24 protein-coding genes are annotated in these 18984 nt (G+C 66.0%); 15 read left to right on the forward strand and 9 right to left on the reverse strand.

What is annotated here, in order from left to right; genetic code table 11:
* Positions 1 to 44: 44 nt before the first annotated feature.
* The 3 genes from W7S_RS04070 to W7S_RS04080 all read right to left on the reverse strand — a co-directional run bounded on the left by W7S_RS04070 (position 45) and on the right by W7S_RS04080 (position 2106).
* Positions 45 to 566, reverse strand: a complete 522-nt coding sequence (locus W7S_RS04070; protein WP_014711004.1) for a hypothetical protein — start codon at positions 564 to 566, stop codon at positions 45 to 47.
* Positions 567 to 697: 131 nt separating this feature from the next.
* Positions 698 to 1315, reverse strand: a complete 618-nt coding sequence (locus W7S_RS04075) for a hypothetical protein (protein WP_014711005.1) — start codon at positions 1313 to 1315, stop codon at positions 698 to 700.
* Positions 1312 to 2106, reverse strand: a complete 795-nt coding sequence (locus W7S_RS04080) for a hypothetical protein (protein WP_014711006.1) — start codon at positions 2104 to 2106, stop codon at positions 1312 to 1314. The genes W7S_RS04075 and W7S_RS04080 overlap by 4 nt, the downstream gene beginning before the upstream one ends.
* Before the next feature lie 211 nt (positions 2107 to 2317).
* Between W7S_RS04080 and W7S_RS04085 the strand changes: the two genes are divergently transcribed.
* Entirely contained in the window at positions 2318 to 2707 is a 390-nt protein-coding gene (locus W7S_RS04085; RefSeq protein WP_041297765.1) for a hypothetical protein, read from the forward strand.
* A 5-nt stretch (positions 2708 to 2712) separates the two neighbouring features.
* Here W7S_RS04085 and W7S_RS04090 read toward each other — a convergent pair whose 3' ends face one another.
* Positions 2713 to 3315 carry a TetR/AcrR family transcriptional regulator gene (locus tag W7S_RS04090; RefSeq protein WP_009951830.1) on the reverse strand — a complete coding sequence of 201 codons (603 nt, stop codon included), beginning with the start codon at positions 3313 to 3315 and terminating at the stop codon, positions 2713 to 2715.
* Positions 3316 to 3416: 101 nt separating this feature from the next.
* On the opposite strand from W7S_RS04090, the gene W7S_RS04095 reads away from it, so the two are divergent.
* From W7S_RS04095 to W7S_RS04110, 4 genes are read left to right on the forward strand one after another with little or no spacing between them, the layout of a single operon-like run.
* Positions 3417 to 4202 carry a hypothetical protein gene (locus W7S_RS04095; protein ID WP_014711008.1) on the forward strand — a complete coding sequence of 262 codons (786 nt, stop codon included), beginning with the start codon at positions 3417 to 3419 and terminating at the stop codon, positions 4200 to 4202.
* Positions 4199 to 5014 (forward strand): hypothetical protein, encoded by an 816-nt coding sequence (locus W7S_RS04100; protein ID WP_014711009.1) that lies wholly within the window; start codon positions 4199 to 4201, stop codon positions 5012 to 5014. Before W7S_RS04095 ends, W7S_RS04100 begins: the two co-directional genes overlap by 4 nt.
* A complete protein-coding gene (locus W7S_RS04105) occupies positions 5011 to 5601 on the forward strand; it encodes a cytochrome c oxidase subunit 3 (RefSeq protein ID WP_014711010.1) in 591 nt (196 codons plus the stop codon). The genes W7S_RS04100 and W7S_RS04105 overlap by 4 nt, the downstream gene beginning before the upstream one ends.
* Positions 5601 to 5885 (forward strand): cytochrome C oxidase subunit IV family protein, encoded by a 285-nt coding sequence (locus W7S_RS04110; RefSeq protein WP_041298157.1) that lies wholly within the window; start codon positions 5601 to 5603, stop codon positions 5883 to 5885. The genes W7S_RS04105 and W7S_RS04110 overlap by 1 nt, the downstream gene beginning before the upstream one ends.
* Before the next feature lies 1 nt (position 5886).
* Here the strand turns inward: W7S_RS04110 and W7S_RS04115 are convergent, their stop codons facing one another.
* Positions 5887 to 7182, reverse strand: a complete 1296-nt coding sequence (locus W7S_RS04115; protein WP_014711012.1) for a cytochrome P450 — start codon at positions 7180 to 7182, stop codon at positions 5887 to 5889.
* Between the two features lie 194 nt (positions 7183 to 7376).
* Here W7S_RS04115 and W7S_RS04120 point away from each other — a divergent pair, with 194 nt between their 5' ends.
* On the forward strand, positions 7377 to 8078 hold the full coding sequence (locus tag W7S_RS04120; protein WP_014379211.1) for a TetR/AcrR family transcriptional regulator: 702 nt from the start codon (positions 7377 to 7379) through the stop codon (positions 8076 to 8078).
* Here W7S_RS04120 and W7S_RS04125 read toward each other — a convergent pair.
* Both W7S_RS04125 and W7S_RS04130 read right to left on the reverse strand, forming a co-directional pair.
* The gene (locus tag W7S_RS04125) at positions 7994 to 8359 is read right to left on the reverse strand and encodes a hypothetical protein (protein WP_009951839.1); all 366 of its coding nucleotides are present in this window, start codon (positions 8357 to 8359) and stop codon (positions 7994 to 7996) included. The two genes, W7S_RS04120 and W7S_RS04125, sit on opposite strands and share 85 nt — an antisense overlap.
* Before the next feature lie 71 nt (positions 8360 to 8430).
* Positions 8431 to 9186: an enoyl-CoA hydratase/isomerase family protein gene (locus tag W7S_RS04130; protein WP_014711013.1), complete on the reverse strand. Its 756-nt coding sequence runs from the start codon at positions 9184 to 9186 to the stop codon at positions 8431 to 8433.
* Between the two features lie 107 nt (positions 9187 to 9293).
* Here W7S_RS04130 and W7S_RS04135 point away from each other — a divergent pair, with 107 nt between their 5' ends.
* From W7S_RS04135 to W7S_RS04155, 5 genes are all read left to right on the forward strand, one after another.
* Positions 9294 to 9713 (forward strand): lipoprotein LpqH, encoded by a 420-nt coding sequence (locus W7S_RS04135; protein ID WP_041297767.1) that lies wholly within the window; start codon positions 9294 to 9296, stop codon positions 9711 to 9713.
* 91 nt (positions 9714 to 9804) lie between these two features.
* Positions 9805 to 10995 carry an amidohydrolase family protein gene (locus W7S_RS04140; RefSeq protein WP_009951843.1) on the forward strand — a complete coding sequence of 397 codons (1191 nt, stop codon included), beginning with the start codon at positions 9805 to 9807 and terminating at the stop codon, positions 10993 to 10995.
* Positions 10996 to 11088: 93 nt separating this feature from the next.
* Positions 11089 to 12540, forward strand: a complete 1452-nt coding sequence (locus W7S_RS04145) for a FadD3 family acyl-CoA ligase (RefSeq protein ID WP_081490065.1) — start codon at positions 11089 to 11091, stop codon at positions 12538 to 12540.
* Positions 12537 to 13163 carry a hypothetical protein gene (locus W7S_RS04150; protein ID WP_014379215.1) on the forward strand — a complete coding sequence of 209 codons (627 nt, stop codon included), beginning with the start codon at positions 12537 to 12539 and terminating at the stop codon, positions 13161 to 13163. Before W7S_RS04145 ends, W7S_RS04150 begins: the two co-directional genes overlap by 4 nt.
* 9 nt (positions 13164 to 13172) lie before the next feature.
* Positions 13173 to 13358 (forward strand): bacterioferritin-associated ferredoxin, encoded by a 186-nt coding sequence (locus W7S_RS04155; RefSeq protein WP_008253794.1) that lies wholly within the window; start codon positions 13173 to 13175, stop codon positions 13356 to 13358.
* Positions 13359 to 13362: 4 nt separating this feature from the next.
* Here W7S_RS04155 and W7S_RS04160 read toward each other — a convergent pair whose 3' ends face one another.
* The gene (locus W7S_RS04160; RefSeq protein WP_014711016.1) at positions 13363 to 15078 is read right to left on the reverse strand and encodes an alpha-keto acid decarboxylase family protein; all 1716 of its coding nucleotides are present in this window, start codon (positions 15076 to 15078) and stop codon (positions 13363 to 13365) included.
* Between the two features lie 35 nt (positions 15079 to 15113).
* Between W7S_RS04160 and W7S_RS04165 the strand changes: the two genes are divergently transcribed.
* From W7S_RS04165 to W7S_RS04180, 4 genes are read left to right on the forward strand one after another with little or no spacing between them, the layout of a single operon-like run.
* Positions 15114 to 15557, forward strand: coding sequence for an SRPBCC family protein (locus W7S_RS04165; protein ID WP_009951796.1), 444 nt, complete (start codon positions 15114 to 15116; stop codon positions 15555 to 15557).
* A 5-nt stretch (positions 15558 to 15562) separates the two neighbouring features.
* Positions 15563 to 16642 (forward strand): CaiB/BaiF CoA-transferase family protein, encoded by a 1080-nt coding sequence (locus tag W7S_RS04170; RefSeq protein ID WP_014711017.1) that lies wholly within the window; start codon positions 15563 to 15565, stop codon positions 16640 to 16642.
* A gap of 58 nt (positions 16643 to 16700) precedes the next feature.
* A complete protein-coding gene (locus W7S_RS04175; protein ID WP_041297770.1) occupies positions 16701 to 17156 on the forward strand; it encodes an SRPBCC family protein in 456 nt (151 codons plus the stop codon).
* Positions 17157 to 17214: 58 nt separating this feature from the next.
* A complete protein-coding gene (locus tag W7S_RS04180; RefSeq protein WP_026071396.1) occupies positions 17215 to 17670 on the forward strand; it encodes an SRPBCC family protein in 456 nt (151 codons plus the stop codon).
* On the opposite strand, the gene W7S_RS04185 is transcribed toward W7S_RS04180, so the two are convergent.
* Complete coding sequence (locus tag W7S_RS04185; protein WP_014711019.1) at positions 17663 to 18844, reverse strand: pyridoxal phosphate-dependent aminotransferase; 1182 nt, start codon at positions 18842 to 18844, stop codon at positions 17663 to 17665. The genes W7S_RS04180 and W7S_RS04185 overlap by 8 nt on opposite strands.
* Positions 18845 to 18984 lie beyond the last annotated feature (140 nt).

The following is an 18984-nucleotide window of genomic DNA, read 5'->3' on the forward strand; positions in this document are numbered from 1 at the left end:
TCCACCCTGAGGCGAAGCGCGGGAACGACGTTATGGCCGCCCGGTCAGGACAGCTGGTCCAGGCGCAACGGCATCGCAACATCAAGCCACTGGTTCTGCCCGCAGGCACCGCTGGGGCCGACCGTCTTGTCCTTGCCCGCGAAGACTCGAGACCCGAGTTGCCATCCGCCATTGTCGTTTACGGGGTAGAAAAAGTAGGTCTGCACTCCGCTGAACGTGGTGCCGTCTTCACACCGTTCCCAGTTCGGCACTTCGCGTCTCACCTTCCACATCTCCCCATCGTTCATGTACAGGGGGGCGGTCCAGCCCTGGTCGCTCGTCACCTGGCCATGGCATTCCTGGGTTGAGTCGCACGTGGAAGTGATGGTCCACACCTGGTAGACCGTCGGCTCACCCTTGTACTGATCGTTGGTCTGGGCATAATCGCCAATGGACGTGGCCCGGAAAGTTCCGTTGATCGCCACGTCTTCTTTGGTTATTGCCCGGGCCGTGGGGGCAGTGCTCAAACCGCCGAATGCAGTGGCGGCCACCAGCGTTGCGGTGGTGAGTGTTTTGACTGAACGCATCAGGTGCTCCTCGAAGCGCGTAATCCGAGAGTGCCTATGGCACCTTTCCGCCGTCGGTTGCGGCGTCCTCGAGCGATGACGTTACACCGCTTCGGTCGGCCCGGTAACGGTTAGGACAAGATCGGCTGGGCTCACCCGGCGGGGTCGAATTTCGAGATCAGCCAGGAGCCGTCGACTTTTGTCATCGTGACCAGGATGCTGCTCTGCGTCTTCTCGGGATCTTTCTTTTTCACGCTTGCCGTGGTCTGGTCGACGAAAACCAGCACGGTGGCCGAATTGGGATGCAATTCCGAGACCGCGGCCCGAATCACCTTGGCGCTGGCCGTCAGTTGCCCCTTCTGCGCCGTCGGCGCCACCACCTCCTCGGCGAATTTGCTGTAGTAGGTGAGAAAGTCGCCGGTGAGATGGGACTTCGCGTTGTTGAAATCGCGGTTCAAATGCTCGTACGAATACGACAACGCCGCCGTGGCACCATCTGACGCCGCCTGGATTGCCCGGCGCGCCGCCGCGTCGCCGACCTGCTGATCGGGCCGATACAGGAAGAAGTACACGCCGGCAGCGACTCCCACCGCGGCAATGACCAACGTTGTCGCAACGATCGAACGCCACCGTGCCAAATACCGGTGCGCGCGACGCCGAATCGCTGCCAGCCGACCCGAGCGTGCCGGACCCGCGCCGGCGGGTGAAGTCTCCACGTCGTCAACCGGCTTGGCGGTGCCGTTCGGCGACGAGCCATGTTCCTCGGTCATCGCAAGAAATCAACCTTCGACATCTTGAGTTGGCCGTCGTCGCGGTCCATGTTGACGCTGAGCCGAAACAAGGCCGGTGGAGGTTTGGCGTTATCCGGTCCGGTGGGAATGGTTTTCGCCGCCACCAGCACCACGCCGGAATTGTCGCTCAGCGACTCGACGGCGACGGCTTCGATACTGACCTTGGTGCCGACCTTCGTTTCCTGGGCCTTATTGACGATCAGGGGCGACAGCACAGATAGCTGGTTCTTCTGGTCGCCCGTCGAGGCATCGATCGAGCGCTGAACATCCTCCCGGGCATGATCGGGGTCAATCGACATCAGTGCCGTGACCCCTTGCCGTGCGGCCGCACTGAACTCCCCGGCGAGGTGGCGGTTATGCACCGCGATGCGGTGCTGCCACAGCATGTAGCCGCTCGCGGCGAGCGACGTGAAGGCGAGCACGATGCCGACGCCGGCGGCTATCGTTTTCCGCCCGGGGCGCCGGAGCCACCGTGGACGTCGAAGCCGCCCCAACCGCAGCCGTTTCCGGGTCCACTTGGCGGGGCGCTGCTCGGCATCTTCGGTGTCGTCCACGCCCGCGGCTTCGGTTGCCCCGCGCAGCTTCAGCAGGCGTGCCAGGGCCGCCTCGGCGCGCGCTTCGGCCTTGGCAACTTCGTCTTCTATGTCCGATTCTGACGCGGCCGCTACGTCGTCGCTGTCGGCCCCTGCGCTCGACTGTGGTGCGTCGGGATCGATTGCGTCCCTCGGGTCATTACGATCGTCGACGTCAGGTCCCTCCGGGTCGTGCACGGAGAAGCAGCTTATCACTGGAACCTGGGCTCAACGCCGGCACCGGACGGCCGCCTTCGTGGCTTTCACGTGCGGAAATGCGCGCCGGCCGGGGGGCGGGGCGGCCATGCGTTCGGTCGGCCCGGCGCCACCACCGTTCGGTAAAGGAGATCTTCTCCAACCAGGAGAATTTTCTTTTCAGGTGTGGCAGAGTAATCGGGTGCGATCAATCGTGGCTCTGGTTGCCGCGTTGCTGGGCGCCGGTGTGGTGGCGGCGCCGCCAGCCTCGGCAGGACCGACCGTCTGCGACTACCCCGCCTGCACCCCGGGCATCATGCCCCATCAGGTTCTCGGCGCGCCGTGTGACAACACCACCTACTACGCCTTCGGTGTCGCCGACGGCTACGTCTCCTTCGCCTCGGAACCCGGACGGTTGATGTTTTGCGGGTCGCCGAGGCGATACCAGCCTCGATGGTTCCGCTCCCCGCCCATGGCTGGGGTCAAGGAAGAAAACGCCGACTGCACGAACTACCTGAACTATGTCGCGCAGGCGCCCGACGGCCTGTTCCTGATCTGTATCGTTCACGACGGCATATCGAGCTGGGTCCGCGCCGACACGTAGCCTCGTCAGTCGCGGGTCTGCCGGGGCAGACCGAGCAGTCGGCGGCTCAGATCGGTAACCCGGTCGAGCAGTGTGTCGTCGTCGATGTCGGCGACCAACGGATGCATGACCGCGGTGCTGAGCGCGCCGGAGAACATCGCCGCCTCGATCCGGCCGTCGAGGCCCGCATCGCTCAGTAGCACCCGGTACAGGCGGTCCATGAAAAGCTGAAACGGCTTGTGCTCGGCCAGCAGCCGGACGACGACGGGGTCGAATTGCAGCGTGCGCACCAATCGGCGGTCGCGAACGGCCATCTCAATCACGCCCACCAGCAAGGCATCTCGTGCTTGAGGCCCGTCGTCGTAGGCTTCGGCCGCCTCGAGCGCGGGCGCGAGGCGGCCGAGTTCGCGCTCGGTCACGGCGATGACGATCTGCTCTTTGGTGCGGAACTGATGGTAGACAGCAGCTTTCGTGATGCCGACGGCGTCGGCGATCATCTGCAGCGACGTGCCGCTGACCCCGTGGGTGGCGATCAGGTCCAAGGCGGCGTCGAGCACGCGCGTCCGGGCCGCGCTGTGCGCGATCAACCAGAATTGCTCACCGGCGACCGGCTGCCGTGCTGTTCCCACGCACCGAGACTAGACGACGCTATTGACCGAGGCTAGCCGATCGGCTAGCTTCGCTCACTAGCCGAGCTCGTGCGGTGATCTCGTGCGGGGAAGGAGTACCGATGTCCGATCTCGGACGAAACGATGCAGGCGCTGACCAATCTGCGCGCACCGCGCCCCGGCGGACCGACGGCGAGCTGATCCTGCTCTGGACGTTGCCGGTGGCGCTGATCCTCTGGATCGCCTCCTTCTTCCTGTTTCCCGGCTTCAACCCGCCGATGTCGCCCACCATGCCGGCGGACCAGGTTGCCGCGTTCTATCGCGATCCGGCCCACCTTCCCGAGATCCGCTACAGCATGATCCTGTTCAACTGGTTCGGCGTGTGCCTGGTCCCGATCCTGGCGCTGATCGTGCTGCAGATCCGCCGCATGGCACATCGGACGCCGATCTTCTCGTACGCGATGTTGGGTTGCGCGGCCGGCGGTCCGACACTGTTTCTCGTCGCCAACGTCTGCTGGTTACTGGCCGCTTTTCGGCCGGAACGCAGCCCGGCGCTGACCCAGCTGCTCAACGACCTGGGCTGGATGACCTTCACCATCCTCGTCCCGTTCCTGATCGGCCAAAGCGTAATCTTGGCGCTGGCAATCTATTTCGATGATCAGCCGCGTCCGGTATTCCGCCGCTGGGTGGCCCACTTCAATCTCGTGGTGGCGGCCGCGCTGGTTCCCGCCGCCTTCGTCGGCGTGTCGTTGACCGGCCCGCTGGCCTGGGACGGGCTCTTGTCCTTCTGGGTCAAAAACGTGGCGATCGCCGTCTGGATCGTCGTGACGGGCGTGGTGTTGGGGCAAGCCGTCTACCGGGAGCGCGCCGAGAACGCCGGGCGCGCAGAGGAACTGGTCGACGCATGAGCGCGGTGATCACACCGCCGTCCGTGCCGGCCACGCCGCCCGCCGGACCGCTGCACCGGCGATTCGCCTGGCATCTGCGGCACAACCCCAAACGCGAACTCTGGCTGGCGTGGTGGACGCTCGTGGTGTTCTACAACATCTTCTTTCCGATGTTCTTCATCGTGGCGCAAGTCCAGCCGCCGCCGCAGCCCACCTGGGATCTGGCGACGCAAGCCCATTGGTTCTCGGAGCGCCACCTCGGCATACCGTTTGGCTTCGGCGTCATCTTCGCCATCAGCGGAATGATCGCGATTAACAACGCCCTCATCGCGTACTCGATGCGGCGCATGTCCGTCAGTCCCGCGTTCGGCTACAGCTATCTGATCATCTACTCGCTCAGCGCGGTTCCCGGCATGCTGCTGCTCAACATCGCGCTGATCGTGGGGACGTTGCGACCCGAGCGAGACCCCGAAGCGCTCGGTTGGCTCTACGACTTCGCGTTCCTGTCTTTCGACGGGACCATGGGGGTGTTCCTGATCGGGTCGCTGATCTGGATGGTGGCGATCCTGCTCGACAGGAATCGCGTGTTCCCCAAGTGGTTCGGCTATCTCAACCTGTGTAACGCGCTGACCGAGGTTGTCGTGGCGCCTTGCTGGATCTTTCGGCGGGGCATCTTGGCCTGGAACGGCCAGATCGCCTGGTGGCTGGACATGGTGGTGTTCGGCATCTACCAGGTCACGTTCATCGTCATGCTGTTCCAGATGATCCGGCGCGAAGACTTCGGCACCGGACCGCTGCCCGACCACCCCCGCAAGGAGGTGGCCACACGATGACGGACCTCGCCGATTCGAACAAGCGCGCCGTGCCGGGCCAGCCGGACATGTGGGCCTTCGTGCTGTTCGAAACGCTGGTCTTCACAGCGTATTTCGGGTTCTACTTGTTCTACCGCGCCCACAATCCCGAGCTCTTCTTGCACTCGCAGGCGCAGCTGGATTTGCGGATCGGGGTCTTCAACACGCTCGTCTTGTTGCTGAGCTCCTGGTCGGTGGCGCGCTGCGTTCAGTCGGCCCGGGCCGGCGCCTACCGGGCGGCGCTCAAGGACGTGTACATCACGGCCGCCTTCGCCGCAATGTTCCTCTTTTTCAAGGTGTTGGAGTGGGCCCGGCTGGTCGGCATCGGGCACGGGTTCGACAGCGACGACTTCTTCACCTATTACTTCTTTCTCACCGGCATCCACTTCGTGCACCTGCTGATCGGCTTCGTCGCGCTCGGCGTCATCGTTTACCAAATCCGCAGAGCGGCGCGAAAAGCGCAGCGGCCCATCCAAGCCCAGCAACTCGTCGAAACCTGCGCGACCTATTGGCACACCGTTGATTTCCTATGGGTGCTCATCTTCGCGCTGCTGTACGTGGTGAGGTGATCGCAATCAAATTCAACAAGCGGCTGATGATCGTATGGCTCGTCCTCTCGGCGCTGACGCTGGCCTACCTATGGATAGATCACTCCGCCGGCGGATTGCTGAAGTCCAGCGCGGTGGTGACGTCGAGCGTCATCGTGATCGCACTCATCAAGGTGCGCATCATTTTTCGCGAGTTCATGGAGGTGCGAAACGCTCCGGTCCTGCTGTGCCGACTCACCGATGCGTGGGTGGCGCTGGTCGGCGCCGTCTTGCTCGGCTGCTACTTCGTCGGCATGCAGGTCTGACTCAGGCCACGGGTGCGACGGCGTCGGCGGTCGTGAACGTCAGGTGCAGCTCGCTCAAACCCCGCAGGATGTACGTCGGCTCGTAGGTGTAACGACGCTCGGTGGCCGGCCCGTGGTGGGCCTCGTTGATTTCGATGTGCGGCATGCGATCCAGGATCCGCTCGATCGACACGCGACCCTCGACGCGGGCCAGGGGGCCACCGGGGCAGGAGTGCACACCGCGCGCGAACGCCATGTGTTCGCGGACGTTCTTGCGGCGCAGGTCGAACTCGTGCGGGTTGTCGAATCGGCGCGGGTCGCGGTTGGCGGCGCCCGGCAGGATCATGACCACGGTGCCGGCGGGGATGTCGACTCCGCCGATGCTGGTCGCCTTGCGGGCCAGGCGTGAGTCGCTCTTCACCGGGCTGTCCATCCGCAGCGACTCCTCGATGAAGCCCGGGATCAGGCTGCGGTCGTCACGCAGCTGCTGCTGAATGTCCGGCCGGTCGCCGAGCACCTGCAGGGCGGCGCTGAGCAGCTTGGCCGTGGTCTCCTGGCCGGCGGCGAAGAGGAACGTCGCCGAGCGGACGACCTCGATCACCGGGGGCGTCGAGCCGTCCGGGTACTTCGCCTCGGCGAGGAAGGTCAGGACGTCGCCGCGCGGCTCGCGACGCCGATCCTCGATGTAGTGACAGAATTTGTCGTCGAGCCACTCCAGCGGGTTGATGCCGACCGACTCGTGGTCCAGCGCGCCCACCCGCGCGCCAGGACGATCGGCACCCAACACGGTGCGGAACTCCTTGTGGTCCTCCTCCGGCACACCGAGCAGGTCCGCGATCACCAAGGTGGCGAACGGCTTTGAGTATTCGGCGATGAACTCGCACTCACCGAGGCCGAGGAACTCGTCGAGCTGACGGTCGGCGAGGCGCCACATGAACTCCTCGTTCTGCTTGAGTCGGCTCGGCGTCAGCAGTTTGGCGAGCACCGACCGGGCCTTGGTGTGGTCCGGCGGATCCATGGTGACCATGTGCTCGAACATCGGGAACGAACTGCGGTGCGCGTCGATCTGTGCGCTGATGTCGTCGCCTTCGGGGGTGAACGGCAGCGGAGGGAACGGCCCGCCGAGCGCGACGATGTTGGAGAACGTCTCGGGATCCTTGTAGACCTCGCAGGCTTCGTCGTAACCGGTGATCGCAACGACGCCGTAGTGCGGCAGCCGCAGCACCGGGTTCTGGCTGCGCAGATAGTCGAAGTACGGGTGCGGATCTGGGACCAGAGACGGATCGGTGAAGAAGTCGATCGACTCGAAGGTGCTCATCGGATTGCGTCTCCCTGGGCTGGGTTTACCGGTGGTATCGGCGGCAAGCGGTACCGCCGCGGTGAATTCGAAATCGGAAATGTGCTGAGCACCTGCTTAGCATGGCGGTAATGTCAGGGTCAAGATCGAGGGTGTCGCGCCACGATACGATCCGTGTGGTCGGCACGGGATGGCACACAGTACGGAGCAGGGACATGACATCTGCCCGCAGGATCGGGGCGCCGGACGCGAAAAACCGCGGGTTGTTGCTCGACGCCGCCGAGCAATTGATGCTCGAAGAGGGCTATGCCGCGGTGACCTCCCGTCGCCTCGCGAACAAGGCGGGGCTGAAGCCTCAGCTCGTGCACTACTACTTCCGCACCATGGAGGAGTTGTTCCTCGAGGTCTTCCGCCGCCGCGCCGAGGAAGCGCTCGACGTGCATGCGCGACTGCTGCAATCGCCGCAGCCGCTGTGGGCGCTGTGGCGGTTCGGCACCGACCCCGCGTTTACCCGGATCTCCATGGAATTCATGGCGCTGGCAAACCACCGTAAGGAGATGCGTGCCGAAATCGCCTATTACGCCCAGCGCCTCCGCGAGGACCAGCGCCAGGCGGTGACGGCCGCGTTGGAGCGGTATGGGGAAGTCAGGGAAGACATGCCGCCGGTGGTATGGACGGTCCTGATGAGCAGCCTGTCGTGGTTCCTGGTGCTCGAGCAGGCGGTGGGCATTCATGGTGGCCACGCCGAAACCGTGGCGCTGGTCGAAAGTTATCTGCGTCGCCTGGAAGGCGAGCCGCGCCCCATGGAAGATATCCCGCAAACCTGGGTGGTTCACCAATGCCGCAGCGAGCAGAGCACACCCTTGGGACCGTCCTTGGATACGACGACGGCGCCATCGACCGCCAAGTCGCAGTGAAGGTTTGGCGTTCCGGGTTCGGTACCGGTGCTCGCCACGACCATCGCATACACGTCAGGTTTTGACAGGTCCAGCTCGTAACTCCACGGCTTGCCCGGTGCGAGGTCGACGTCGACGTGCGGCGTGAACGAGTAGGGGTTGTGGCTGTAGTCGGCGAAAATGGCCGGCTCATGGTCCAGGTAATAGATGCTGGTGTAGATCGGGTTCTGCGTGGAGACCGTGTACTTGACGTGGTGCATGACGAGGTCGTCGGCATGTGCCCGGCCGCTTCCCGCCAGCACACCCGCTGCGACCAAGAGGGAAGCCGACGACAGGACCGACCCGACGCGCATCGCCGTCCTCATTTTGATGGTCATGACGCTCCTCCGGCTGCCGGGCGAGGTTTGCTGTTGCGGGTCATGACCCGTTCCGCGGCCTGCCAGTGCGGGTCGGCAACCCATAACCGTGCAAAGGATGCTATCGCCTCCTCGGGGGAAACTCCGCGGATCACCCGCTTTATCTCGGTCGCCGGGAGGCGGGCGAGCGACCGTGCCACAGAACGCCACCCTTGGTCGGGCGAGTCGAAGACGGCGCGAGGCAACACTTTGTCCACCAGGCCGAGTCGCTCGGCGTCCGCCGCGCTCAGCGCGGTTCCCGAGCCGGCCAACAAGAGCGCCTTGCTCTTTCCGACCAGCGCGGCCAACCGCTCGGCCCCGCCCCACGCGGGCATGATCTCGAGCTGCACCTGGTTGAAGGCGATCTTGATGTCGTCGGCGGCCACCCGGATGTCGGCGGCGACGGCGACCTCGGCACCCCCACCGAAGGCATGACCGTTGAGCGCGGCGACGACGGGAGCGGGGAAGTCCGCCAACTGATCGCAGATGGACCGCATGCGCCGGGCCATCGCCGCGGCGTCTTCTTCGGTCCGCAGCGCGCTCAGTTCCTTGAGGTCACCGCCGGAGACGAAAGCGTGCTCTCCGGCGCCCTTGATCACCAGCGCCTGGGCGCCCGCCGCCGCGTCGAGCGCCTTCTCCAGCTGGTCCATGGTGTCCAGGCCGATCGCGTTGCGCGCGTGCGGACGGTCGATGGTGACCACCGCCAGCCCGTCGTCGATCTCCAGGTCCACCATGCGTCATCGCTCCTCGACACCAACCCGATATTGGCATTCTCTTTTCGCGAGAATAACATCATCGCTGCAGGCAAAAGAATTTTCGCTGGGAGGATGGAGGTGACTCGGTGCGGAACCGAACAGTGGCCGCCGGAGCGGTCCTCATCGCTGCCTTGCTGGGGGCATGCACTTCGCATCCACCGACCCACATCTCCAGCACGGCATCGGTGACCGTGAACGGTCACGATCGAACCTTCCACATCGTCAAGTGTGGTCAGGTGCAGTGGACTCGGATGATCGACATCGGCAGCGAATTCTCCGGTGCCAAGGTCGTCGTCGACGAGAACGCGCAGCCGGCGACGACCCAGTCCGTGCGCATCCGGAACGTGGGTGGGTTCAGCGGGATGTACTCGCAGGGTGGCGACGGCAACGCCGACATGAGCATGACCGGCGACAAATTCACCGTCAGCGGCACCGCCAACGGCTACCAGACCGACAAACCCAATGAACCCGCCACCGCCACGTTCAAAATCATCGTGACGTGCTGACATCGCGCCGAACCGGGCTCGGCGGGGCGCACACGTTGCGGTTGGGCACCTGTAGAGAATAGTATTCTCACAAATCAAGAAGGAGGATTCCATGGGCCAGTTGTCCCACAAGGTGGACGTTCCGTTCCCGATCTTCGACGCGGATAACCACCTCTACGAGCCGCCGGAGGCGCTGACCAAGTTCCTGCCTAAGGAATACAAGGACTACGTCCAATACGTGCAGGTCAACGGTCGCACCAAGATCGCCATCCGCGGCCAGATCAGCAACTACATCCCCAACCCGACCTTCGAGGTCGTCGCCCGGCCGGGCGCCTGGGAGGAGTACTTCAAGTACGGCAACCCGGACGGCAAGAGCAAGCGCGAGCTGTTCGGCGAGCCGATGCGCGCCATCCCGGCGTTCTTCGAGCCCGGCCCGCGCCTGGAGACGATGAACGAGCTGGGCCTGGACAAGACGCTGATGTTCCCGACGTTGGCCAGCCTCCTGGAGGAGCGTCTGCGTGACGACCCGGTCGCCATCCACGTCCTGGTGCACGCGCTGAACCAGTGGCTGGACGAGGTCTGGGGCTTCAACTACCAGAACCGCATCTTCACCACGCCCGTCATCACGTTGCCGATCGTCGAGAAGGCGATCGAGGAGCTGGAGTGGGCGGTCAAGCGTGGCGCCCGCGCCATCCTCATCCGCCCGGCTCCGGTCCCCGGCTTCCGCGGTCCGCGGTCGTTCGCGGTGCCCGAGTTCGACCCGTTCTGGGAGCGGGTCGTCGAGCACGACGTGCTGGTCGGCATGCACTCGTCCGACAGCGGCTACTCCCGGTACACCTCCGAGTGGGACGGTGCCGACCAGGAGATGCTGCCGTTCCAGACCAACGCGATGGGCATCCTCAACGAGTGGCGGCCGATCCAGGACTCGGTGGGGTCGTGGGTGATTCACGGCGCGCTCTACCGGCATCCCAAGCTGAAGGTCGCGATCGTCGAGGCCGGCTCGAAGTGGATGACCCCGTTGCTGGACGGCCTGGCGGAGGTCTTCCGCAAGGCCCCGGAGGCGTTCCCGAGTGACCCGGTCGAGATGGTCAAGAGCCGGATTCACGTCAGCCCGTTCTTCGAGGACGGCATCGACGATCTGGTCAACCTGGTCGGTGTGGATCAGGTGCTCTACGGGTCGGACTGGCCGCACCCCGAGGGGCTGGCGGAGCCGACCTATTACATCGAGGCGCTGTCGCACCTGTCCACTGAGGACCAGGCAAAGATCATGGGCGGCAACCTCGGTCGACTCGTCACGGTGTGAGCCCCGGTCGGCGACGATGCAGAGCGCGCAGCGCGATGAGGAGGAGCTGACCAATCGAGCCCCGGTCGGCGACGATGCAGAGCGCGCGGCGCGATGAGGAGGAGCCGGCCAATCGAACCTGAGTGGCGGACCATCCCCGAGATGGTCTTGAGCGCGGCGGACCGCTTCGGCGACGCAGAAGCAGTCGTCGACGGTCCGCTGCGCCTCACCTTCACCGAAGTCGTCGAGCGGATACGCTGTGCCGCAGGCGCTTTCGCGGAAATCGGCATCGACAAGGGTGACCGGGTCGCGATCTGGGCGCCCAACTCGGCCGAGTGGATCATCGCGGCGTTCGGGTTGCTCACGGCCGGCGGCGTGCTCGTCCCGGTCAACACCCGGTTCAAGACCGAGGAAGCCGGCGACATCATCGTCCGCAGCAAGGTGAAGGCCGTCTTCGTCCAAAAGGGCTTTCTGGACCAGGATTACACCGCGCCGGCCGGGACACCGGTCATCGATCTGAAGTCCGACTTTTTGTCCAGCGGTTCGCCCTTCGAGCGGCCGGTCAGCGGCACCGACATCTCCGACATCATCTTCACCTCGGGCACGACCGGCCGCCCCAAGGGGGCGATGCTGAACCACGGCCAAACGCTGCGGATGTACGAGGAGTGGGCGACGCTTGCGGATCTGCGCGAGGGCGATCGCTACCTGCAGATCAACCCGTACTTCCACACGTTCGGCCTGAAGGCGGGGCTGGTGACGTCCTTCCTGCGCGGCGCGACGATGCTGCCGGTCGCGGTCTTCGACATCGACACCGTGGTGGAACTCATTGACCGCGAACGCATCACGATGCTTCCGGGGCCGCCGACCCTATACCACTCATTGCTGGGCGTCGGCGACAAGTCCAAGCTGTCGACGCTGCGGGCGGCGGTGACCGGCGCCGCCGACATCCCGGTCGAACTCGTCCGTCGCATCCACGGCGAACTGCCGTTCGAGACGTTGATGACCGGCTACGGACTCACCGAGGCCGGCAACGTGACGCTGTCGCGGCCCGGGGATTCCTTCGAGGATGTCGCCACCACCGCTGGCCTGCCCTGCGACGGAGTCGAGGTGCGCATCGCCGATGACGGCGAAGTGGTGGTCCGCGGCTACGGCGTCATGCAGGGCTACCTCGACGACCCGGCCGCCACGGCCCAGGCGATCGATGCCGAGGGGTGGCTGCACACCGGGGACCTGGGAAGTTTCGACGACGCCGGGCGGCTGCGCATCGTCGGCCGCAAGAAGGACATGTTCATCGTCGGCGGCTTCAACGCCTATCCCGCCGAGATCGAGGGTTTTCTGCTCAACCACCCCGCCGTCGCGCAGGCGGCCGTCATCGGTATCCCCGACGAACGGATGGGCCAGGTGGGCAAGGCGTTCGTGGTCCGCAAGGGTGAGGTCAGCGCCGACGAATTGATCGGCTGGTGCCGCGACCGCATGGCCGGGTTCAAGGTGCCGCGCGCGGTACAGTTCCTTGATTCACTCCCACTCAACGCGACGGGGAAAGTGATGAAGGACCAACTTCGATGAATAACGGCGATATTCATTCGATGGTGATCGCGTCGGACTACCGCGTCCCGGACCCGTCGCGAGTATGGCCGCTGCTGGAACGCAACAAGGCGGCCCTGGCCGACATCGGCGCGCACCACGTGCTCGTCTACACCTCGACTCACGACTACGGCCGGGTCCTGGTGATGATCGGGGTCCACAGCCGTGAGCCGATCGTCGAGCTGCTGCGCTCGCGGGTCTTCTTCGATTGGTTCGACGAAGCCGGTGTCGACGACATCCCCGCGGTGTTCGCCGGCGAGATCATCGACCGGTTCATCGCCCAGCCGCCGCAAACCCCGGCGGCGCCGGGCGTCGTGGTGGCCGCCATCGCGTCCGTCAACGACGTGACCCTGCTGACCTCCGAAGTCAGCACGGCGATCGACAGGTTCACCACGGCCGGCATCCGAAAGACCTGGGTGTTCCAGGCTTTCGACGACGACCACGAGGTGCTGATCCTGCAGGAGTTCCCCGACGAAGAACGCGCGCGGGAGTGGATCGACCACCCGGACGCCGCGGCGCAGTGGATGTCGGGAGCGGGCATCGGCGCCTACCCCCCGCTGTTCGTCGGCCGGTTCTCCGACATGATGCGCATCGAGGCGGACTGAGGTTCGCCGGTGTTCGTGTGCCTGTGTAACGGGGTCACCAGCCAGACCGTGACCGAGGCCGTCGAGTGCGGGGCGTCGACCACCAACGAAGTCGCCCAGGCGTGCGGAGCGGGCACCGACTGCGGTCGCTGCCGGCGGACGGTGCAAGCCATCCTGCGGTCATCGTCCCCGGAGCGGACGCCCAATCCGCGGTAGAACTTCAGCGGCGCGGACTGCCGTCCGGTGACGTCGGTTGGACGAGTTCGACCAGCAGGTGGGGAATCTCGAGCCGCGGCAGCACCACCTCGACGAAAACCATGCGGTCTTTGTGTTCGGCGGCGGCGGTCAGCGCGTCGTCGAGCTCCCCGTAGGTCTGGACCGAAAACGCCAGGTGGTCGGTGACGCCCAGCGCGTGCGGGACGTCCGTCCACTTCCAACTGACGATGTCGTTGTAGGGCGCCGTCTCGCCGTGGATGGCGCGCTCGACGGTGTAGCCGTCGTTGTTGACCACCACGATAACGGGGGAGAGCCCCTCGCGTGAGAAGGTGCCGAGCTCCTGGACGGTCAGTTGCGCGGCGCCGTCCCCGATCAGCAACACCGTGCGGCGGTCCGGATGCGCGACGGCGGCCCCCAGCGCGGCCGGCAACGTGTAACCGATTGAGCCCCAAAGAGGTTGGCCGATGAAGGTGACACCGTGCGGCAGCCGGTGATCGGCCATGCCGTAGAAGGAGGTGCCCTGGTCGGCGAGCACCACGTTGCCCGGTGTGAGGGCCCGGCAAAGCCGATCCCACAGCATTTTCTGGGTCAGGGGTTGATCGCGGGGCGGGGGCGGCGGGAGTGGCGCGGCCGGCGGCGACGCCACCGGTGGCGACGCGGTCCCGCGCCGGACCAGGATGGTGGCCAGCGCCTCGAGCGCGGCGCCCATCTCCAACGGCGCGAAGACTTCTCCGGCGACGCTGCTTTGGTATTGCCCGACGTCGATGGTCCGGGCCGGGTCGATCCGCTGGCTGAAGAAGCCGCTCACCATGTCGGTGAACACCACCCCGGCGGTGACCAACACGGGCGCCTCTTCGATCGCGGTGCGCACCGCCGGTGCGGTGGCCGATCCCGCGTAGATCCCCAGGAAATTCGGTGAGCTTTCGTCGAGCAGGCTCTTCCCCCACATCAGCGTGGCGTGCGGCACGACGTCCGCGGCCAACAACGCCTCGAGTTCTTTGATCGCCTGCAGGCGGTGCACAAGCAGGTCGGCGAGGACGGTCAACCGGTGGCCGCCGATGAGCTCGGTCGCGGCCTCGACGAACATCGCCAGCGCGCGCGGGCTGGTGCCGCCGCTGTAGCGGGGCAGCGGAGCTTCGGGCGGCTCGGTGGGGAAGCGGGCCACGTCGGTGGACAGCAGGATGTATCCGGGTCGCTTCTGCTCGCGCACCTCGCATAGCACCCGGTCGATCTCCCGGCGGGCCGTTGCGGGCATGAGATTGGCCTGGGCGCAGGTGATTTCGCGGCTGACCCGGAAGAAGTGTTCGAAGTCCCCGTCGCCGAGGGAGTGGTGCAGCGCCCGGCGGGTGCCCTGCGCGTCCTTGGACGGGCCGCCGACGATGTGCACGACGGGCACCTGCTCGGCGTAGCTGCCCGCGATCGCGTTGGCCGCGGACAGCTCACCGACGCCGAATGTCGTTACCAACGCCGACATTCCGCGCAGCCGTCCATACCCGTCGGCGGCGTAGCCGGCGTTCAGCTCGTTGGCGTTGCCGACCCAGCGCAGGCTGGGGTGGGCGATGATGTGGTCGAGGAACTCCAGGTTGTAATCACCGGGAACGCCGAAGATCTCGGAGACGCCGAGTTCGGCGAGACGGTCCAACAGGTAGTCACCGACGGTGTAAGCGGGATCGGTCGCGGCATCAGTCACAGGCACGACGGTACGCTCGGCCGAATCCATTACGGGCGGGACGCCGGGCCAGTATCGTGCGGGCCATGGCACTCAAAGAATCCCGCGACATCGTGATCGAAGCCAGTCCCGAGGAGATTCTGGACGTCATCGCCGATTTCGAATCGATGCCCGAATGGTCGGAACCGCACCAGAGCGCGGAGGTCCTCGAGACCGGCGACGACGGGCGGCCCCGCCAAGTCAGGATGAGGGTCAAGGTCGCCGGGATCACCGACGAACAGGTGGTCGCCTACACCTGGGCGGACAACGCCGTGAGTTGGACGCTGGTGAGCTCCTCGCAGCAGAAGGCGCAGGACGGGAAGTACACCCTGATACCGCAGGGCGACAAGACCCTGGTGAAGTTCGAGCTGCTGGCGGACCCGAACGTGCCGCTGCCCGGCTTCGTGCTGAAGCGTGCCGTGAAGGGGACGATCGACTCCGCCACCAAGGCCCTGCGCGAGCGGGTGCTCACGGTCAAGAAGGGCAAGTAGTCACGGTGGGCGGCGGCCCGCTGGCCGGGGTGCGGGTCATCGAACTCGGCGGCATCGGACCGGGGCCGCACGCGGGAATGCTGCTGGCGGACCTGGGCGCCGACGTGGTGCGGGTGCGGCGGCCGTCGGGCGGCCTCGAAATGCCGGCCGAGGGCCGGGACTTGTTGCATCGCGGCAAGCGGATCGTCGACCTCGACGTCAAGACGCAACCGCAGGCCCTGCTCGAGCTGGCCGCCAAGGCCGACGTGTTGCTGGACTGCTTTCGCCCCGGCACGTGCGAGCGGCTCGGAATCGGTCCCGACGACTGCGCGGCGGCCAATCCGCGCCTGGTCTTCGCGCGGATCACCGGCTGGGGGCAGGACGGGCCGCTGGCGCGCACGGCGGGTCACGACATCAACTACCTGTCGCAGACCGGCGCGCTCTCGGCGCTCGGCTACGCCGACCGTCCGCCGATTCCGCCGCTGAACCTGGTCGCCGACTTCGGTGGCGGCTCGATGCTGGTGGTGTTCGGCATCGCCGTCGCCCTCTACGAACGGGAACGGTCGGGCAAGGGTCAGGTCATCGACGCGGCGATGGTCGACGGGGTGAGTCTGTTGGCCCAGATGATGTGGACGATGAAGTCCACTGGCGCACTGCGCGACCGACGCGAATCCTTCCTGCTCGACGGCGGCGCCCCGTTCTACGGTTGCTACGAGACCGCCGACGGCGGATACGTGGCCGTCGGCGCCATCGAGCCGCAATTCTTCGCGGCGTTGCTCGCCGGGCTCGGCCTGTCACCCGAGGACGTGCCCGGCCAGCTCGACAAGGATTCCTACCCACGGATGCGCGAGATCTTCACGAAACGGTTCGCGAGCCGAACCCGCGACGAATGGGTGCGCACGTTCGCCGGCACCGATGCGTGCGTCACCCCGGTGCTGACATGGACCGAAGCCGCGACCGACGACCACCTGCGGACGCGGTCCACCGTCATCACCGCCCACGGCGTCGACCAGGCCGCACCCGCCCCGCGCTTTTCGCGAACACCCCCCGGGCCGGTCGAGCGACCCCCGGCGGCGACGACACCGCTTGACGAAATCAACTGGTAGGCCATCGATTACGACGAACCGATCCATGCCCGGGCCGGCGTTGCTAAATTTGATCCCAGTGGCCGTAAAAGCATCACGCGAATTTGTCGTCAACGCGCCGCCAGAAGTGGTCATGGAGGCGCTGACAGATGTCGGCGTCCTCTCGTCCTGGTCACCGCTGCACAAGAACATCGAAGTGATCGACCGGTATCCCGACGGCCGGCCCCACCACGTCAAGACCACCATCAAGATCCTGGGGCTCGTCGACAAGGAGATACTGGAATATCACTGGGGCCCGGACTGGGTCTGCTACGACGCCAAAGGAACCTCCCAGCAGCACGGTCAGCACGTCGAATACAACCTCAAACCCGAAGGCGTCGGCCAGACCCGAGTGCGCTTCGACATCACCGTCGAACCGGGCCGGCCCATGCCCGCGTTCATCGTCCGGCGGGCCAGCGAAAGCGCCCTCGACGGGGCGGAAAAGGGATTGCGCGAAATGGTGATGCGCGGCACCCGTCCCGCCGAGCCCGACTAGCCGGCGTCTGTGGTTTTCGGCCCTCGCCGGCCGCGGCGCTGTAGTTAACTTGTTAGCAGTGGCTGTACAAGCATCGTCGGAAATCGTGATCGATGCGCCTCCGGAGGTCATCATGGAGGCGCTCGCCGATATGGACGCGGTGCCCTCATGGTCGTCGGTGCACAAGCGGGTCGAGGTCATCGACAAGCACCCCGACGGGCGACCGCACCACGTGAAGGTCACGATCGCGGTGACCGGCATCCACGACACCGAACTGCTCGAATACCACTGGGGGCCCGACTGGATGGTGTGGGACGCCCACAAGACGGCCCAGCAACACGGCCAGCACGGGGAGTACAACCTGAGCCGGCTGGGCGACGACCGGACGAGGGTGCGCTTCACCATCACCGTCGAACCGTGGGCCCCGCTGCCGGAGTTCTGGGTCGCGCGGGCCCGCAAGAAGATCCTGCACTCCGCGCTGGAGGGCTTGCGCAAGCGGGTGATGGGGCCTCGGGGCTTCGGCCCGGCTAGGTAGCGTCGCGCAGTGCGGCCAGTCGCTTGATCGCCTCATCGAGCGTGTCGTCGCGTTTACAGAAGGTGAAGCGCACCAAGTGATTCCACACGTCGGCCGGCCCGCGTGCCGTGTCCGGGTCGCAGAAGGCCGACATCGGGATGGCTGCGACCCCCACCTTTTCGGGTAGCGCCGCGCAGAACGCGGCGCTGTCGTCGTAGCCCAGCGGGCGGGGATCGGCGCACAAGAAGTACGTGCCGGCGCTGTCGTGCACCTCGAACCCGACGTCGATCAGCCCGGCGGCCAGCCGATCGCGCCTGGCCTGCAACGTGGCGCGCAGGTCGTCCACCCAGGCGCCCTCCTGCTCGAGCGCCAAGGCCACGGCCGGCTGGAACGGCGCGCCGCCGACATAGCTCAGATACTGTTTGGCCGCGCGCATACCGGCGATGAGTTGCGCTGGGCCGCAAGCCCATCCGATCTTCCAGCCGGTGCAGTTGAACATCTTGGCCGCGCTGGAGATCGTGATGGTCCGCTCGGCCATGCCGTGCAAGCCGGCCAGCGGCACGTGCTGGCGCCCGTCAAACACGAGGTGTTCGTACACCTCATCGGTGATCACCAACAGGTCGGCCGCGACGGCGATCTCGGCGATGGTGGCCAGCTCGGCCGCGCTGAGCACCGTGCCGGTCGGATTGTGCGGCGAGTTGACGATCAGCGCGCGGGTCCGTGGCGTCACCGCCCGGCGCAGCGCGTCGGCGTCCAGGGCGAAGTCGCGACCGTGGGGGACCAGCGGCACGGCGACCCGCCGCGCGGAGGCCATCGCCACCACGGGCGAGTAGGAGTCGTAGAACGGCTCGATGAGCACGACCTCCGAGCCGGGCTCGACCAGGCCGATCACCGCCGAGGCGATGGCCTCGGTCGCCCCGACCGTCACCAGCACCTCGGTGTCGGGGTCGTACTCGATGCCGTACTGGCGGTGGCGCTGGGCGGCGATCGCGTGTCGCAGCGGCGCGATGCCGATCCCCGGCGGGTACTGGTTGACGCCGTCGGCGATGGCCTCCTGGGCGGCCTTCAGCATGGCCGGCGGCCCGTCCTCGTCGGGAAACCCCTGGCCGAGGTTCACCGCTCCGATCCGCGCGGCCAGCGCCGACATCTCGGCGAACACCGTGGTCGCGTACGGGCGCAGTCGCGAGACCGTCATGGTCGTCGAGCTTAACTTCCTGCGCCCAGCGTGACTGCACCGTCACGTTCGGCGCCGAACGTGACTGTCGCGTCACGCTCGAGGCTCTGACCAGCGCCAACCTGCTCAACCAACAGGTTGGCCGGGCCTGCTGTTAGGGT

This window comes from Mycobacterium sp. MOTT36Y (assembly GCF_000262165.1).
GTDB classification, from domain to species: Bacteria; Actinomycetota; Actinomycetes; order Mycobacteriales; family Mycobacteriaceae; genus Mycobacterium; species Mycobacterium intracellulare.

Bases quoted from the DNA above. Each gene is read 5' to 3' on its own strand.
- W7S_RS04145 (WP_081490065.1), top strand. From the start codon at position 11,089: ATGAGGAGGAGCCGGCCAATCGAACCTGAGTGGCGGACCATCCCCGAG.
- W7S_RS04165 (WP_009951796.1), top strand. From the start codon at position 15,114: ATGGCACTCAAAGAATCCCGCGACATCGTGATCGAAGCCAGTCCCGAG.
- W7S_RS04115 (WP_014711012.1), bottom strand. From the start codon at position 7,182: ATGAGCACCTTCGAGTCGATCGACTTCTTCACCGATCCGTCTCTGGTC.
- W7S_RS04120 (WP_014379211.1), top strand. From the start codon at position 7,377: ATGACATCTGCCCGCAGGATCGGGGCGCCGGACGCGAAAAACCGCGGG.
- W7S_RS04185 (WP_014711019.1), bottom strand. From the start codon at position 18,844: ATGACGGTCTCGCGACTGCGCCCGTACGCGACCACGGTGTTCGCCGAG.
- W7S_RS04150 (WP_014379215.1), top strand. From the start codon at position 12,537: ATGAATAACGGCGATATTCATTCGATGGTGATCGCGTCGGACTACCGC.
- W7S_RS04100 (WP_014711009.1), top strand. From the start codon at position 4,199: ATGAGCGCGGTGATCACACCGCCGTCCGTGCCGGCCACGCCGCCCGCC.
- W7S_RS04070 (WP_014711004.1), bottom strand. From the start codon at position 566: ATGCGTTCAGTCAAAACACTCACCACCGCAACGCTGGTGGCCGCCACT.
- W7S_RS04075 (WP_014711005.1), bottom strand. From the start codon at position 1,315: ATGACCGAGGAACATGGCTCGTCGCCGAACGGCACCGCCAAGCCGGTT.
- W7S_RS04160 (WP_014711016.1), bottom strand. From the start codon at position 15,078: ATGGATTCGGCCGAGCGTACCGTCGTGCCTGTGACTGATGCCGCGACC.
- W7S_RS04130 (WP_014711013.1), bottom strand. From the start codon at position 9,186: ATGGTGGACCTGGAGATCGACGACGGGCTGGCGGTGGTCACCATCGAC.
- W7S_RS04105 (WP_014711010.1), top strand. From the start codon at position 5,011: ATGACGGACCTCGCCGATTCGAACAAGCGCGCCGTGCCGGGCCAGCCG.
- W7S_RS04140 (WP_009951843.1), top strand. From the start codon at position 9,805: ATGGGCCAGTTGTCCCACAAGGTGGACGTTCCGTTCCCGATCTTCGAC.
- W7S_RS04095 (WP_014711008.1), top strand. From the start codon at position 3,417: ATGTCCGATCTCGGACGAAACGATGCAGGCGCTGACCAATCTGCGCGC.